16 protein-coding genes and 2 pseudogenes are annotated in these 15,051 nt (G+C 65.5%); 4 read left to right on the top strand and 14 right to left on the bottom strand.

The window, feature by feature from the left end:
- Positions 1 to 425: 425 nt before the first annotated feature.
- Entirely contained in the window at positions 426 to 932 is a 507-nt protein-coding gene (locus ACFWAY_RS42460) for a cupin domain-containing protein (RefSeq protein WP_378514719.1), read from the bottom strand.
- 1,067 nt (positions 933 to 1,999) lie between these two features.
- Between ACFWAY_RS42460 and ACFWAY_RS42455 the strand changes: the two genes are divergently transcribed.
- On the top strand, positions 2,000 to 2,305 hold the full coding sequence (locus ACFWAY_RS42455) for an antibiotic biosynthesis monooxygenase family protein (RefSeq protein WP_378514718.1): 306 nt from the start codon (positions 2,000 to 2,002) through the stop codon (positions 2,303 to 2,305).
- 35 nt (positions 2,306 to 2,340) lie between these two features.
- Here ACFWAY_RS42455 and ACFWAY_RS42450 read toward each other — a convergent pair whose 3' ends face one another.
- The 6 genes and pseudogenes from ACFWAY_RS42450 to ACFWAY_RS42425 form a co-directional block, all read right to left on the bottom strand.
- Positions 2,341 to 2,595, bottom strand: a complete 255-nt coding sequence (locus ACFWAY_RS42450; protein WP_378514717.1) for a MoaD/ThiS family protein — start codon at positions 2,593 to 2,595, stop codon at positions 2,341 to 2,343.
- A pseudogene (locus tag ACFWAY_RS42445) lies at positions 2,588 to 2,903 on the bottom strand (cyclic pyranopterin phosphate synthase); the annotation flags it as partial. The gene ACFWAY_RS42450 and the pseudogene ACFWAY_RS42445, both read right to left, overlap by 8 nt.
- Entirely contained in the window at positions 2,878 to 3,069 is a 192-nt protein-coding gene (locus ACFWAY_RS42440; RefSeq protein WP_378514716.1) for a molybdenum cofactor biosynthesis protein MoaE, read from the bottom strand. The pseudogene ACFWAY_RS42445 and the gene ACFWAY_RS42440, both read right to left, overlap by 26 nt.
- A gap of 13 nt (positions 3,070 to 3,082) precedes the next feature.
- Positions 3,083 to 3,667, bottom strand: a complete 585-nt coding sequence (locus ACFWAY_RS42435) for a (2Fe-2S)-binding protein (RefSeq protein ID WP_378514715.1) — start codon at positions 3,665 to 3,667, stop codon at positions 3,083 to 3,085.
- Entirely contained in the window at positions 3,667 to 3,927 is a 261-nt protein-coding gene (locus ACFWAY_RS42430) for a hypothetical protein (protein ID WP_378514714.1), read from the bottom strand. The genes ACFWAY_RS42435 and ACFWAY_RS42430 overlap by 1 nt, the downstream gene beginning before the upstream one ends.
- On the bottom strand, positions 3,825 to 4,379 hold the full coding sequence (locus ACFWAY_RS42425; protein ID WP_378514713.1) for an FAD binding domain-containing protein: 555 nt from the start codon (positions 4,377 to 4,379) through the stop codon (positions 3,825 to 3,827). The genes ACFWAY_RS42430 and ACFWAY_RS42425 overlap by 103 nt, the downstream gene beginning before the upstream one ends.
- Positions 4,380 to 4,744: 365 nt before the next feature.
- Here ACFWAY_RS42425 and ACFWAY_RS42420 point away from each other — a divergent pair, with 365 nt between their 5' ends.
- Positions 4,745 to 5,929 carry a histone-like nucleoid-structuring protein Lsr2 gene (locus ACFWAY_RS42420; RefSeq protein WP_378514712.1) on the top strand — a complete coding sequence of 395 codons (1,185 nt, stop codon included), beginning with the start codon at positions 4,745 to 4,747 and terminating at the stop codon, positions 5,927 to 5,929.
- Between the two features lie 364 nt (positions 5,930 to 6,293).
- Here ACFWAY_RS42420 and ACFWAY_RS42415 read toward each other — a convergent pair whose 3' ends face one another.
- The 5 genes from ACFWAY_RS42415 to ACFWAY_RS42395 all read right to left on the bottom strand — a co-directional run bounded on the left by ACFWAY_RS42415 (position 6,294) and on the right by ACFWAY_RS42395 (position 12,539).
- Positions 6,294 to 7,628, bottom strand: coding sequence for an MFS transporter (locus tag ACFWAY_RS42415; protein ID WP_378514711.1), 1,335 nt, complete (start codon positions 7,626 to 7,628; stop codon positions 6,294 to 6,296).
- A gap of 493 nt (positions 7,629 to 8,121) precedes the next feature.
- Positions 8,122 to 8,775: an SRPBCC family protein gene (locus tag ACFWAY_RS42410; RefSeq protein WP_378514710.1), complete on the bottom strand. Its 654-nt coding sequence runs from the start codon at positions 8,773 to 8,775 to the stop codon at positions 8,122 to 8,124.
- 19 nt (positions 8,776 to 8,794) lie between these two features.
- On the bottom strand, positions 8,795 to 11,140 hold the full coding sequence (locus ACFWAY_RS42405) for a xanthine dehydrogenase family protein molybdopterin-binding subunit (RefSeq protein ID WP_378514709.1): 2,346 nt from the start codon (positions 11,138 to 11,140) through the stop codon (positions 8,795 to 8,797).
- Entirely contained in the window at positions 11,137 to 11,679 is a 543-nt protein-coding gene (locus ACFWAY_RS42400) for a (2Fe-2S)-binding protein (RefSeq protein ID WP_378514708.1), read from the bottom strand. Before ACFWAY_RS42400 ends, ACFWAY_RS42405 begins: the two co-directional genes overlap by 4 nt.
- Positions 11,676 to 12,539 carry an FAD binding domain-containing protein gene (locus ACFWAY_RS42395; protein WP_378514707.1) on the bottom strand — a complete coding sequence of 288 codons (864 nt, stop codon included), beginning with the start codon at positions 12,537 to 12,539 and terminating at the stop codon, positions 11,676 to 11,678. Before ACFWAY_RS42395 ends, ACFWAY_RS42400 begins: the two co-directional genes overlap by 4 nt.
- Before the next feature lie 134 nt (positions 12,540 to 12,673).
- On the opposite strand from ACFWAY_RS42395, the gene ACFWAY_RS42390 reads away from it, so the two are divergent.
- Complete coding sequence (locus ACFWAY_RS42390; RefSeq protein WP_378514737.1) at positions 12,674 to 13,792, top strand: XdhC family protein; 1,119 nt, start codon at positions 12,674 to 12,676, stop codon at positions 13,790 to 13,792.
- On the opposite strand, the gene ACFWAY_RS42385 is transcribed toward ACFWAY_RS42390, so the two are convergent.
- Entirely contained in the window at positions 13,767 to 14,186 is a 420-nt protein-coding gene (locus ACFWAY_RS42385; protein ID WP_378458689.1) for a MarR family winged helix-turn-helix transcriptional regulator, read from the bottom strand. The genes ACFWAY_RS42390 and ACFWAY_RS42385 overlap by 26 nt on opposite strands.
- Before the next feature lie 176 nt (positions 14,187 to 14,362).
- Here ACFWAY_RS42385 and ACFWAY_RS42380 point away from each other — a divergent pair, with 176 nt between their 5' ends.
- The gene (locus ACFWAY_RS42380) at positions 14,363 to 14,605 is read left to right on the top strand and encodes a hypothetical protein (RefSeq protein WP_378514706.1); all 243 of its coding nucleotides are present in this window, start codon (positions 14,363 to 14,365) and stop codon (positions 14,603 to 14,605) included.
- Positions 14,606 to 14,868: 263 nt separating this feature from the next.
- Here ACFWAY_RS42380 and ACFWAY_RS42375 read toward each other — a convergent pair.
- Positions 14,869 to 15,051: pseudogene (locus ACFWAY_RS42375) on the bottom strand (dihydrodipicolinate synthase family protein); the annotation flags it as partial.

Here is a 15,051-nt window from a genome sequence, read left to right as displayed (position 1 = left end):
CTCGGCCCGGGAGTCGTGGACTGCGGCTTGCGGGCATGGCGGTCCGCCCTGGACACGCTCCATGACGTGAGCGACATTCTCACCGACATCGAAGATTGTATCGATGCTCTCTCGGAGCGAACGCTCGCCATGATCGAATCCGCCGCCAACGACGATGCGTCCACGGCGCGCACTTCGGAACAACCAGCAGCGACGCGGCTTGGACTTCCTCCGCACACTCCCGCCCCGCGGGCGCGCGTTGACCCTTCCTTGCAAAAGACGAGAATGCCTCGCCCACAAACGAATCCAACTGTTCGGCGGTGCCGGGCGCCTTCAGGCGGCTGTGGCCGCCCCATTCTTCGACGCTGTCGTCGGCTCACCGGCTGGCCGAGCTGAGCAGCCCCGACCAGTGAACGACACCGCATGCGTCGAGGCTCGAGCGGGGCTCACGACGGTGTCAGGGCGTATCGGGCGATCACTTCGGGCAACCAGTCGGGTTCGCCGAATTGCAGACCGTAGCGCTCGGCAACTGCGGCGATCTGGGTGACATCCGGTTCGCCGGCGGCGATCAGTTCGGACATTTCCAGGAAGCAATGTTCGAAGCCGGCCGGACTGATGATCTCGATCATGCGCGCCGGGACGGTGCCGGCGTTCCACATGGCGTGCATCTCACCCCGGGGCTTTGTGATGTATCCGCCGGATTCGAGAACGGCCTCCCGGTCGCCGGAGCGGAATCCGATCACACCCTGAGTAACTATCGAGAATTCGTCCTCCCGCGTATGCAGATGCGGCGGCACCAGCGCACCGACCGGGAACGGGTGCTCGACGACCGACAACACCCCACCGGTGTCACGGCCCCAGAGCTTGAATTCGACCCCAATCGGGCCCAGGTCACCGGTCTGCCCGGTCCCCGGCGGCACGACGACCAGCGGTGGGGGATCGGTTGCGCTCACGCTTCTCACCTACTCACCGACGTTGACAGATCGGGTCACAAGTTCTCTGCTCAACTTTCCGCCGACGGCGCAGGCATTGTCAACGTTCTCGGGGCATAGCCGATCGATGATCTTGGCTCCGCGATCGAAGCGCAGGCGATGAAGGATCCGACGGTGCCACGGCGACCAGGACCGACACAGTTCGCAAGGTCAGGCTGTGATACCGAGAAGCGCATGACGCTGATTCGTACCCATGATGCCGATTGAGGAACCATCACCGGCGCCTTCCAAATGCCGTCCCATGACTGGAACTCGCTGACCTGCAACGTCCCGTAGAGGTGGTCCGTTGACGCATTTTCAATGCGGGTCGGCATCCTCAGCCGGGCGCTTGAACACCCGCATACATCGTCGACGTCACCGAAGAGCATCTGCGTGTCCGGCGATGAGGCTCGCTCTGTCGGTGACGCCTTCTGCGTGAGCAGCGGCGGCGACTGCCTCCGCGACGTTCACCTACTGCGAGCGATAATGCGGGCCTTGGTAGCTCCACGAACTGACGGGCTGGTAATCATGCGTAAGAGGGGCTTCCGACCACACCTGATTCCGCCCCCTGCGGGCACGTTCGCGCACAGCGGGCGAACGGTGATTTTCGCTGCAGATCGTTCTAAGGGCGCAGAGCGTCACGAGTCGCGTCTTCATGCGGGGTTCTCAATACGGCTGGGCAGTGCCCCGGATGCGATAGCGCTCCAGCGCTGGGGAGCGGGTCACCAGTCCAGCCCTCTGCCATCTGATCTGAGGCATTGCCAATGCGCCTGAGGTAACCGCGGCCTTCTGCAATTAGGGTGAGCCAGACCGGTCGTCTACCTGTGCGTTTCGAAACTAGCGTCTTGTCGACCGAGTCGACTTTTGCTTCAACGATGTGGCAGTCGAGCGACCGGATTGCGCTGCCACACCGACGCTGCATCCGTGAGTCGACCCGCCGCTGACTTGCAGTCGACAGGCGCCGGGCAGGTATCCCGGGATCTGGTCATCAGCGGGTTACGGGGTCATGCTGATCTCGTACTGAAGTCCGAGCGAATTGAGGAGTAGCGATGATGACAATCGTCACCAGGGTGAGGCTTCGCGGGGAGGGCATAGAGCGATGGGACGGGGCGATGCATGCTCGGCTGGCGGCCGCACGAGGGAGACCGGGTTGGGTGTCGGCGCAATTACTCAAGGGGGTTGACCAGCCGCTCGAGCGCGCGATTGTCGGCGTGTGGGATTCCAAGGATGATTGGGCATCTTGGCATCACGACGAGACGTTTCGCGCAACACGCGAACAACTCGAAGGACTCGAGGACGGCCCCTCGGAATCGACATGGTTCGAGGTCGTGGAGAATGCCGCCACCAGCGACTGAAGCTCGGGTTTGGTCCGGCCAGGTCGAGATGTGCCCTATCCGCCGGCGAACGGTGGCAGAACATCGACCTTCCCAGATATCGGGTAGGTCAGATCGCGGGTAAGTTCTCCCCTAACCAGACAAGCCGATGCCGACAGTAGTTGGGCGATTCCTTGCCCGTACTGCCGCAGCAATTGCTCGTGCAGATCGCCGAGAGATGGCGAGTCGATGAAAGTGATCGTTTCTTCGTCTCGCCCGATAATGTCCGCAGCGGCCGCGAAATAGCGTACAAGTACTTGATTCTCAGCCACCGATCGCTCCCATGCTCCTGACGGGTGGTGTAAATTTGTCGTTTCCGATTTCATGTCCGAACGGTTTGCGCCACATCGCATCACGCCAGGACTGTGCGAGTTCTTGGTCGCTGGCGCCGGCACGCACGGCGGACCGGAGGTCGGGCTCGGTGTCACTGAATAGGCAGGGGCGAACTGTCCCCTTCCGCGGTCAGTCTCGTGCGATCGCTGTCCGCGCAGAATGTGCGGGTGACCGAGGCGATGATGCCGACCCGAGCTGAGCCGCCATCGACAGCCCATTCCTCAGGGGGTGCCGATCGATCGATCCGGGGGGTGAAATCGGTACTCGAGGCCCGTAACGAGCTGGACGTTGTCGAGGTTCCGCACGACGCCGGTGAACAAGACCGTGGCGCCGTTCACCGGGCCGGCGACCGCGGCGTTGACCGCGACGGGATCGATCGGTTCCGTGGTGATGCGGGCGAGTAGTCCTGTCATGCCGTTCTCCTCGTCATCCGGGGAAGGACGGCTCTGGGCCGGAGGCGACTTCCGCCTGGGTCCCGGATGTGTCGTGTCTTGAGAAGTTTTCGTGCTCGCGGACCGTGCATTCGTGCGCGGGCTCGGTGCCGATGCGGCTGATTTCCGCTGCCGCCTCCTCGCCAGCGTCGACGATTCCGACGTATCCGGTGCATCGGCAGATGTTGCCCGACATTTCTTCCCGGATCCGCTCCCGGCTGGGCTCAACCTCCCGGTTTAGGAGGTCGAGCGCGGACATGAGCATTCCCGGGGTGCAGAACCCGCACTGAAGGCCATGCCGGTCACAGAATGCCCGCTGCAGGGGGTGCAGGGTACCGTCGTCGGCGGCCATGCCTTCGACCGTGGTGACCGACGACCCATCGGCTTGGACGGCGAACATCAGACATGCCCGCACCGGCCCACCGTCGACCAGGACGGTGCAGGCTCCGCAGACGCCGTGCTCGCATCCGAGGTGGGTGCCGGTGAGCCCGAGATCTTCGCGGAGCGCGTCCGCGAGGGTCTTGCGGGGCTCGATGTCGATCGCGGCTCGTTCTCCGTTGACGGTCAGTTCGATACGCATCAGTTCACTCCTGCCTTGATTCCTATTGCCTGGGTCAGCGCTTGGAGCGTGAACTCCTCGGTCATCGCGACTCGGTAGTCGGCTGAAGCGTGCAGATCCGACGCTGCGGTGATCGCGGTCGCGGCGACGCGCGCCGCCTCGGCGATCTTGTCGTCGGTCATCGGCCCGTCCGCGAGGATCGCTTCGGCGGTGAGGGGCCGGATGGGTATGGCGCCGACACCGCCGATCGAGATCCGGGCGACCCCTCCGACGACCGCCACGGCGACGGTGACGAGACCGAAGTCGCCGTGCCGACGGGCGAAGCGGCGAAACCCGACCGCTCCGGGACCGGGAAGTCGACTGCGGTGACGATCTCGTTCTCGTCCAGGGACGTCTCGAGGGGTCCGACGAAGAGGTCGTCTGCCACTACCGTGCGGGTACCGCCGGGCCCGTGGACGTGGACGAGCGCGCCCAACGCGGTCGCCACGACGGGGAGTTCCGCGGAGGGGTCGGCGTGGGCGATGCTGCCGCCGGTGGTGCCCCGGGTGCGGATGGCGCTGTGGCCGATCCACTTCGCCGCCTCCGACAGCAGGGGCAGGTGAGTCTGCTCGATCAGCATTGAGTGCCGGACCAGGGCACCCACCCGCACGGTGGTGTCGTTGAGCTTTTCGATCGTGTCGAGTCCGGGACCGCGGTTGATGTCAACCAGAATGGTCGGGCGCCCGAGGCGCATCGCCAGAACTGGGACTTTGCGGCACCACGTGGAGTGGCGTGGGGCCGCCAGGTGCACGCCCTGCTTGGCACCCTGGATACCGAATGCGTCAAAGCCGACGAAATTGATGCCGCAGCCGCCGCCGCATTTTCGGGCGTGCAGTAGGGGAATCGCCTCGCCTGGGCGAGTCGGGCTCGTCCTGCCTGAAGCTTGGTGACACTGAGTTTTAGGCCGTGAGACGGCCAAGCGGATCGTGTGGACGTGACCAAATGGGCAATGGGCTGGGGACGTTGAAATGTCAGTTCGGGTGAGCTTCCTGATTACCGGGGGAAGCCTGCCGCTACTGTGTGCGTTCGACGATTGCCCGGCGAAGAAGGAGAGACAACATGGCGGTTTTACCGAGGCGTTCTGAAGGATCGGCGAAGAAGACAACCAAGGAGATTCGCGAGTGGGCTATCGGGGAGGGCTTGGAGGTGTCCTCCCGCGGCCGGATTTCGGCCGAGGTCGAGCGCGCCTTCCATGACGCTCAGGCGAAGAAGGTTCAGGCAAGAACGGCTTCGGCGGAGAAGGGTGTCGTGAAGAAGGCAATCGCGGAGTCGGCTCCGGTGAAGCGGGCGGCGGTGAGCAAGGCTTCGGTGAAGAAGACGGCCGTGAAGACGATGGTCGCGGAGCAGGCTCCGGACAAGAAGGCGTCCAAGGAGATTCGTGAGTGGGCGATCGGGGAGGGCTTGGAGGTGTCCTCCCGCGGCCGGATTTCGGCCGAGGTCGAGCGCGCCTTCCATGACGCTCAGGCGAAGAAGGTTCAGGCCAAATCCGCGCCGGTGAAGAAGACGGCCGCGAAGAAATCAGCTGCGAAGAACACGGCGTCGGCTGCGAATACGACGGCTGCGAATAAGACGGGTGCGAAGAAGACCGCTGCGAAGAACGCGGCCGCCGCGGCGACTCCGGTCAAAAGGGTAGCGGCGAGCAAGGCTCCGGCGGAGAAGAAGGGCGGGAAGAAGATAGTCGCGAAGAAGGCGGCTGCGGAGAAGACGGCCGTGAAGGTTACGGCCGTGAAGGTTACGGCCGTGAAGAAGGCGGCTGCGGAGAAGACGGCCGCGAAGGCGATGGTCGCGGCGAAGGTGCCGGTGGCGAAGGCAGTGGTGAGTAAGGCTCCGGCGAAGAGGACGTCCAGGGAGATTCGTGAGTGGGCGATCGGGGCGGGTCACGTAGTGTCCTCCCGCGGCCGGATCTCGGCTGAGATCGAGCACGCCTTCCATGACGCTCAGGCAGCGAAGGTTCAGACAAAGACGGCGCCGGCGAAGAAGGCGGCCGCGAAACGGACGGCCACGCCGACCGCTCCGGTGAAGAGGTCGGTGGCGAGTAAGGCTCCGGCGACGAAGTCAGCCGTGAGGAAGATGGTCGCGGCGAAGGTGCCGGTGGCGAAGGCAGTGGTGAGTAAGGCTCCGGCGAAGAGGACGTCCAGGGAGATTCGCGAGTGGGCGATCGGGGCGGGTCACGTAGTGTCCTCCCGCGGCCGGATTCCGGCTGAGCTCGAGCGAGCCTTCCACCACGGGAAGTCCGTTTCCTAGATAGGCGGCAATCCAGACGGCGGAAATCAGGCCAGCGCTGTGACCGGGACGCGAGCGCTCGAGTACATATCGTGTGCCGACCACTGAACTTCACTTCAGATCAACCTAGCGACCAAGGTTCGCTAGGTGTAATTCCTGGGACGTTGTGAACGGCAACGCGGTCGATGGGTGTCTGTCCGCCGATCCCGGTGTGGGGTCGGTGATGATTGTGATGATGCAACCAAGCATGGTAGGTCGCCCGGTCTTCCCGCGCCGAAACCCTGCAGATCGCAACCGCCGCGAGAGGTACCTTGTGCTCCGAAGTTGGCAGGTTTGATGCACGGACTGGGCTCCCTGCATCAAACCTGCTCTGATTCATCGGGTCTCAGAGGGTCGCATCTTCCACCGCCGCTTCATCCTTGGCCGAGTCGGGTGATGACTGGCGGTGTTCGACATGGGGGAGTTCATGGAGGAAGAGCGAGGCGATAGCGGACAGTGCCCCGGCGAACAAGAGGAACAAAGCGATTGGTACCCAACTTCCGGTGCTATCGAGTAGGTAGGTAGCGATCAGCGGTGCGGTGGCTCCGCCGAGGATCGTCCCGAAGGTGTATCCGAGGGCTAGGCCGGTGTATCGAACCTGCGGCGGGAAGACATGCGCGAAAAATGCTCCCATAGTTCCGAAGTATGCGCACACCGCGAACCCGAGGATCAGATAGCCCGCGAGAATCGCCCATTCGTTGCCCGTGTCGAAACAGGCGAACCAGAGGAAGGGAAGTACAGCCATTCCTGTGATGGCGGCGAGGTAGATGCTCTTTCGGTTGACGCGATCAGACAGCCAACCGAACACGGGTACGAGGACGACGCTCATAGCCGACGTTGCCAGAATGAATCCGAGAATGGTTTTATGCCCGAGGCCGATCGTCGTCTTGCCATAGGTCAGAGAAAAGACGTTCAGCACGTAGAACGTCGCTCCGGCGGATAGGTAGGACAAGGCCATCAGGATGACCTGCCGGTAGTTGCTGCTGAAGAGTTGACCGAGTGGCGTCTTTTGGACCTTCCCGGTGCGCTTGACCTTCTCGAACTCCGGACTCTCCTCGACTTTCAGTCGGATGTAGAGCCCGAGGCTGACGAGAATGCCGCTCAGCAGGAAAGGGATTCGCCATCCCCAAGTCTCAAAGCTTCCGTCCGGAAGCAGCGTGACGCCGAGGAATGCAAGGTTCGCGAGAATCAATCCCCACCATGCACCGCTGTTGACGACCGCGCCGTATAGTCCCCGCCGGCGCGCGGTGGCGTGTTCCACGCTCATCAGTACGGCACCGCTGTACTCGCCGCCGAGTGAGAGCCCCTGGATGAGGCGCAGTGTGATGAGAAGGATCGGCGCGACCGGCCCTAGCATCGCGTAGGTGGGCAGAATTCCGATGAGAAAGGTCGCGATCCCCATCATCGACAGTGTGACGACGAGCATGGACTTTCGTCCGATCCTGTCGCCGAAATGACCAAAGATGGCGCCGCCGACAGGGCGTGCAATAAATGCAATCGCGAACGTCGACAATGAGAATAGCGTCCCGATCAGTGGATCGAACGCTGGGAAGAACAGCTTGTTGAATACCAGTGCGGCCGCTGTTCCGTAGATGAAGAACTCGTACCACTCGACGGTGGTCCCGGACAGGGAGGACAGCAGGGCGCGCCGAGCAGAGGGCCCGGCAGAGGTTTCTTGCATGAGCAATTCCAATCATTACTACGACGGTGGGACCGTCGATCCGTTGGTCGTGAGACGTAGCGAACTTTTGATGACCACAACGGGGGGCCAGCCGCGCGCATCGTCGGGGAGACGTCCCGGCGGGTCTCACGGTCTGCAGACTGGCCACCCTAGGTGCCAGTTCACTTGTGACTCGGTATCTGAGGAATGATGGGTCTTCCGCGAAGGAGACGATGTCATCGCAGTCCGGCGTTCGGTCGTGGTTCCGAGGGCTGGCGCCGGGTGGCTATCCGAGAATGGCGGCGCAGTTGTTCGTGCATCCGAGAGTGTTCTTAACCCCCGGATTCGGGGCGGGTGATGCGCAGTCGGCGGGATCGGCGTGTGTAGGTTCGAGCAGGTCTTGTGGTCCCGCGTTTCAGGACGTGTTCCAGCGGGAGTTCAGCGTTGTGACCCGTGCGCCAACGGCATTGGGCTCGGTGCTGGCAACGGTCAAATTTCGAGCAAGCACGGTTTATCACCTGCGGCCCGGGCGCATCCGGATGAGCAACCAGGTGAGCAGGACCGCCGCAGACAGCGCCGTGGCCGACATGACGGCCCGCTTCGCGAGCACCGGCAGCATGGCCCCGCCCAGGTCCAGCGGTGCCGGTTCGATCGAGTTCGTGCTGGAGGTGGTGGAGGACGCCGAAGAGCCGCTGGCGCCGGGTGCGGATGTGACGGTGTCCTGGTGCGGGCTGCTGAGGTGGCTCGCCAGGTTCTTGGCGAATTGCTGGATCAGCCGGTCCGCGACCTCGGTCATGATGCCGCGACCGAACTGCGCCGGACGCCCGGTCAGATCTAGGTCGGTGAGCATCTTGACCCGGGTCTGGCCGTCGTCTGCGGTCAGCTGTGCGGTGACCTTGGCTGCCGCGGTGCCGGCGCCGCGCGTCTCGTTGGCGCTCAGGTCCAGGACGACGTGGTGTCGGGAGTCGTCGTAGTTCACGGTGCCCTTGCCGCGGTAGCTCATCTGCACCGCACCGACCTTGATCTTGACCCGGCCGGTGAAGGCGTTGTCGTCGATCGAGTCCAGGACCGTGCCGGGCATGCAGGGAGCGATTCCGGAGATGTCCTGGAAGAGCTTCCAGGTGTCGTCGAGGGTGACGGGAACGGTGAAGTTGTTCTCGAGTTGCATGGTGTTGCTCCGAACGTTGTCAGGTGGTTGTCGGGCGGGTCGCCTCGCGTAGGAGGTCGCGTACTCGACTGGGGGTGAGTGGGCCGCGCCGGACGATGACGCCGAGCGGTGTGAGAGCGTCCTCCACGGCGTTGGAGATGGCCGCTTGCGGCGCGATCGCGCCGCCCTCTCCGAGTCCCTTGACTCCCAGCTCGTTCATGGTGCTGGGGGTGACGATCTCGGCCATGTCCAGGTCGGGAATCTCCGAGGAGGTAGGGAAGAGGTAGTCCATGTATGTGGTGGTCACCGGTTGGCCGTCGAGACCGTAGATCATCTCCTCGTACAGTGCGCCGGCGATGCCCTGGGCGATGCCGCCGGTGACCTGTCCGTGTGCGATCACTGGGTTGACGATCCGTCCGGCATCGTGCACTACCACGTACTGTTCGATGCCGACCTGGCCGGTGCTGGTGTCCACATCGACGACGACCGCGCTGCAGCCGCTGGAGAAGGTGAAGCCCGGCGGCCGGAAGTAGGCGGTCTCGCTGAGCTCGAAACCAGCGGCGATCAGCTCACCCAGGGTGACCTCGGCGCCGCGGCCAGTGTGCCGCGCCACGCCCTCCTCGAGTGTCATCTCGGCGGGCGGCAGCGAGAGCAGCTCCGCCGCTGCGTCGACGATCCGCTGCCGCAGCTGCTTACCGGCCATGTTCGCCGCGTTGCCGGCGGTGACCAGCGCGCGGGAGGCGATGGTGCCGACGCCGTGCGGGATGGCGTCGGTGTTTCCGCTGATCACCTCTATCGACTCCATCGGCACGCCGATCGCATCCGCGGCGATCTGCGCGAAGACGGTGCGGTGCCCCTGCCCTTGGGAGGGGGTTCCCAGCGCCAGTCGCACCCGCCCGTCGGGGCGAACGGAGGCCCGCGCCGTTTCGAACGGTCCCAGTCCGGTGGCCTCGAGATAGACCGCGAAACCGACGCCGAGGCGGTGATCGCCGCCCGCGTGCTCGAGCTCGGCCTGCCGCGCGCGCACCCCGGGCAGGTCGACCATGTCGACGGCCGTGCGCAACAGTGCGGGGAAGTCGCCGGAGTCATACTCCTGTGGCAACCCGGCCCGATCGCGGAGCCCGGTGCGGTATGGCATCTCCTCGGGTCTGATCAGGTTGCGGGCGCGGAGTTCGGCCGGATCCATGTCCAGCTTGCGGGCCAGCCGGTCGAGGGCGCGCTCCATCGCGAAGACGGCCTCCGGGCGCCCCGCCCCGCGGTAGGGGGAGGTGGGGGCGGTGTTGGTCAGCGCTGCCCGGACGTGGATGTCGACGTTGGGCACCCGGTACGGCCCGAGCAGGTGGACCACCGAGTTGTACGGGACGACGAGTCCGGTCATGGTGGTGGCGCCGAAGTTGACCACGAAGTCGTCCCGCAGTCCGAGCAGTCTGCCGTCGGCGTCGGCGGCGAGCGAGATCCGGTGCATCTGCTCGCGCGCGTGGGATGCGGCGACGAGGTTCTCGTTGCGGTCCTCCCGCCACAGCACCGGTGCACCCAATGTTTGTGCGGCGTAGGGGATCAGGACCTCTTCGACGTAGATGATGCCCTTCTGCCCGAAGCCGCCGCCCACGTCGACTGCGAGCACGTGCACCTCGTCGGTGGGCAGACCCAGCGAGTCCGCGATGTGGTCGCGCAGCCGGTGCGGGGTCTGGGTGTTCGACCAGATCGTCATCCGCCCGTCGTACGCACCGGGCGCGGCCTGGATGGCGCGGGTCTCCATCGGCGAGGGGACGTAGCGATGAGAGAAGAACTCCTCCTCGATCACCGCCGCCGCGTCGGCGAAAGCCGCGTCCGGGTCACCGACCTGGGTTTTCACCTCGAGTGCCAGGTTGTCGCCCCAGCTTTCTTCGATCAGCGGGGCTCCGGGCTCGAGGGCCTGGTCGGGGTCCACGAGCACGGGCAGCGGCTCGTAGTCGACCTCGATCAGCTCCAGTGCGTCCTCGGCGATGTAGCGATTGTCCGCCACCACGAGTGCCATCGGCTGGCCGACGAAGTTCACTGTGCCCTCGGCGAGCACCGGGTAGGGCAGCTTGCGCACCAGCGGATTGAGCGACTCGACGAGTCCCTGCGGGACACGCAACTCGGCCTCGTTGATTACCGGCTTCAGCGAGGCGGTGTCGGCCGCGGTGAACACGGCATGCACACCGGGCAGCGCGCGGGCGGCGGCGACGTCGATCCGGGTGATGCGCGCGTGCGCCTGCGGGCTGCGCAGAAACGCTGCCTCCAACGCTCCGGGCACCCGTATGTCGTCGACAAACCGGCCCTCGCCGCGCAGCAGGCGATCGTCCTCGACCCGCGGGACGGAGCGGCCGAACCAGCCGGCGCCGGTCTCCTGCGAAGTCCTCACTGCGCCTCCCGGGTGCCGAAACGTTCGTCCAGTGCCTGCTCCGCCGCTGCGCGGATATTGCGGTAGCCGGTGCACCGGCACAGGTGACCGCTGAGTTCATCGGCGACCACGTCCTGGTCCGGTCGTTGTGTGCGCTCGATCATCGCGGTGCAGGTCATCACGAAGCCTGGGGTGCAGAAGCCGCATTGCATTCCGTGCTGCTCGTGGAAGGCCCGCTGCACCGGGCTGAGCGGGTCACCGTGCTCGGCGAGGCTCTCCACGGTGCGCACTGAGCAGCCCGCCGCCTGCACCGCGAGAATGATGCACGAGCGCACCGATACGTCGTCGATCAGCACTGTGCAGGCACCACAGACACCGTGTTCGCAGCCGAGGTGGGTGCCGGTGAGGCCGAGCCGTCCCCGCAGGAAGTCGGCGAGTAGCAGCCGCGACTCGACCTGAGCGGTCACCGGTCGGCCGTTGACGGTCAGGTCGATTTCGTGCCAGGTGGTGGGCTCGGCCAGTGGTGGCTGTTCCACCCGCCGGTTCGTGTCGGTGCTCATGCGCAGTTCTCCCATGCTTGGTTCAGGGCCCGGCGAAGCAGGACCTCGGCTCCTTCGCGCCGCCATTGAGCGCTGGCGTGCACGTCGCCGGGCGGGTCCACGGCGCCGCGCACGGCTAGGACGGCGGCCTCCACCGCGACTGGGTCGAGGGCCCGGCCGACCAGGGCTTGCTCGGCCTCGGGGGTGCGCACCGGGGTGCTGCCGACCCCGCAGAAGACGATCCGGGCCTCACCGACCGCATCGCCGGACCGGCGGACCAGTACCGCGACGCCGACGCCGGCGAAGTCGCCGCGGCGCTGGACCAGTTCGAGGAAGGACCAGCCGGTGCCCGGGGAAGCCGGAAAGACCACTTCGGTGAGCAGCTCATCGGGTTCGACATCGGCGGCGAAGGTGCTGAGGAAAAAATCCTCGGCCGGCACCGTGCGGGTGCCGCCGGGACCGGTCACGGTGAACCGGGCGTCCAGCGCCACCGCCACCGCCGGAAGTTCCGCCGCCGGGTCGTGGTGCACCAGGCTGCCGCAGACGGTTCCGCGGTTGCGGATCTGGGGATGCCCGATCTGCTCGATGGCGGCCGCCAGCAACGGCCAGCCCCCGCGGACGGCTGGGTCGGCGGCCGCCGCCGCCTGCCGTACCGCGGCGCCGATGTGCAGGGCACCGTCGGCGTCCACCGACATGCGACCGAGCTCGGCCACGCGGGTGATATCGACCACCAGCTCGGGGCGCGCGAGGCGCATATTGAGCATCGGGATCAGAGACTGGCCGCCGGCCAGGACCTTCACATCGCGCTCGGTGTCCGACAGCAGCCGCAGCGCCTCGCGCAGCGAGGTGGGAGCGGCATAGTCGAAGGGGCCCGGTTTCATGCAACCCGCTCCTGTCGTAGAGGTTCATTGACTGCCCAAGTGTCTTAGGGCTTAAATATAAGGTGCCTTACTATATGACACGCCTCACAGTGACTGTCAACCCCGTATCGATCCACCAACCCCAGGAGCCCGGCTTGAAGGACATCGTCGACCAGCTCATCGACTGGCACGCCCAGGCGATGCCATGTGCACTTTCGGTGGTGACACGCACCTGGAAGTCCGCCCCCCGACCGGCCGGAACGGCGATGGCTGTCTCCGCGGACGGCGAGGTGGCCGGCAGCCTCTCCGGCGGCTGTGTGGAAGGGGCGGTGTACGAACTGGCCCGGGAAGCGTTGCTCAGCGGTACGGCGTGTATCGAGACCTTCGGGGTCAGCGACGACGACGCGTTCGCCGCGGGGCTGACCTGCGGCGGCACCCTCGACGTCCTCGTCCGCCCGCTGCGAGAGCATGATTACCCGCCGCTGCAGGAGCTGACGCAGCTGCGGGCGGCCCAGCGACCAGCGGCCCTGATCGCCCCGCTGAACGACCCCGACGAGACCACGAACTGGCAGTGGCGACTCGCAACCCCAGACAGCCTGCCTGCGAACGCGTTCGGTGAAGCGGTCCGCAGTGCGCTGATGGACGGCGCCGCCCGCACCGTCCGGAACGACGGTGCGCGCGAATTCGACCAGACCGCCGGACAACCCGTCGGCGAGGTGCTGATCATTCCGTTTCCCACCCGACCCCGCATGATCGTGTTCGGCGCCACCGACTTTGCCGCAGCGGTGACCCGGGCCGGTGCCTTCCTCGGCTACCGGGTGACGGTGTGCGACGCCCGCCCCGTCTTCGTCACGCGTCAGCGTTTCCCGGACGCCGACGAGATCGTCGTCGACTGGCCGCACCGCTACCTGGAGTCGACCCGAGACAGAATCGACGACCGCACCGCGATCTGTGTACTGACGCACGATCCCAAGTTCGATGTGCCCGCGGTGAAGGCAGCGCTACGAGGACCAGCGGGCTATGTCGGGGTGATGGGTAGCCGCTCAGCCCATCAAGATCGGCTGGAGCGGTTACGGAGAGCAGGGCTGACGGACAGCGAACTGGCTCGGCTGTCCTCGCCGATCGGCCTCGATCTGGGGGCGCGCAGCCCGGAGGAGACCGCGATCTCGATCGCTGCCGAGATCGTCGCCGCCCGCTGGGGCGGAAGCGGCACGCCTCTGGCCCTGACCGCCGTTCCCATCCACCGCGCTACAGGCGCTCCAGCAGTTTCCTGAGCTGGGCAAGCTCTTCCGCGTTCAGTGCCGAGAACGCCGTCTCCAGCGCTTGTCGGACCGGCCTCTCGCACCGTCGCATGAGATCCTGCCCGGTGGCGCTCAGCCGGTGCCGGTAGGCCCGCCCCCCATGGGCGCTCCGCTCCACCAGACCGCTGTCCACCAGCCGGCGCAACAATGCCCCCAGCGCCTGGTCGGTCTGGGCGGTATGCACCGCGAGGTCGTGCGAGGAGGCCTCCGGGTGTTCCGTGATAGTCGACAGCACGACATACTGCGCCATTGAGGTACCAAGCGGGCCGAGTGCGAGATCGATCTCCCGGTGCTTGCGCTGGTGTGTCTGGCGCAGCAGTACCCCGACTCGCCAGGCGTCGCTCGCCCCCACATCATTGCCGCTCATGTCGAGGAGCGTATCCAGCCCCCGGTCAGATCTCACGGTAGGTTCACCCGTTACGGCCAAGTGGGACGTGGCCCTCCACGGCAAACGGGAGCTAAGATCGAACACATGTTCGATAGCTGGTCGGTTAGGTTCGCCCCCCTCCCTATCGCGTCGTAGACCCACCGACGTCTGTCATCGTGCACATCGCCACCGCCATCGGCTCCACCGACGGACGCCCCGCCAACGACCTCCCACTCCGAGTACGCGGCGAAGGGCTCATCCTCGACGTCCAGGTGCCAGGGAAGTTATGGGCCTGGGCAAGGACCACAACCGGCGGCTGGCTCTGCAAGATCACCTTCGCGATCCCGACCGGCAACGGCCACGGGTACCTGGACGTCGACCAGTGGTGCCCCGCCGCAGCCGTCCGGCCCTGCCAGTGAGTTCCGAAGTGGCTCAGGAGCCGTACCTGCTCTGACTTAACGACGGCGAGACAGTAATCCGCACTGCGCGGGCGCGCGCCGCGCGAGGTGTTCACCCATGGCGAGTAATGATGCGATCCGTGGTAGTTCCACGAACTGACGAACGGTAATCACGCGTAAGAGGGGCTTCCAGTCACACCAGATTCCGCTTGTTGCGGACACGTTCGACAGCGAAAGGCGGGCCTCGGTAACAGCGCGGACGGGCTGGTGTCTCTCGCTGAAGATCACAGCAGATCGTCAACCTGCTCGAGCGCGGTGGTGACCCTTGAACGCGCGGCCTCGGCGAGCCCCCGTACCGGCTGCGGGAGATTAGGCGATTCGACGAGGCCGAGGTGTTCGGCGATGGCGGATACCACGCGCAGGCTTCCATGGGTACGGAACAAGTCCCAGATGGGTTCGAGCCGCTT

This window comes from Rhodococcus sp. NPDC059968 (genome assembly GCF_042738615.1).
Lineage (GTDB): Bacteria > Actinomycetota > Actinomycetes > Mycobacteriales > Mycobacteriaceae > Rhodococcus_F.
Note: the sequence above shows the minus strand (reverse complement) of the source record. Positions and strands in the feature narration are given on the sequence as shown.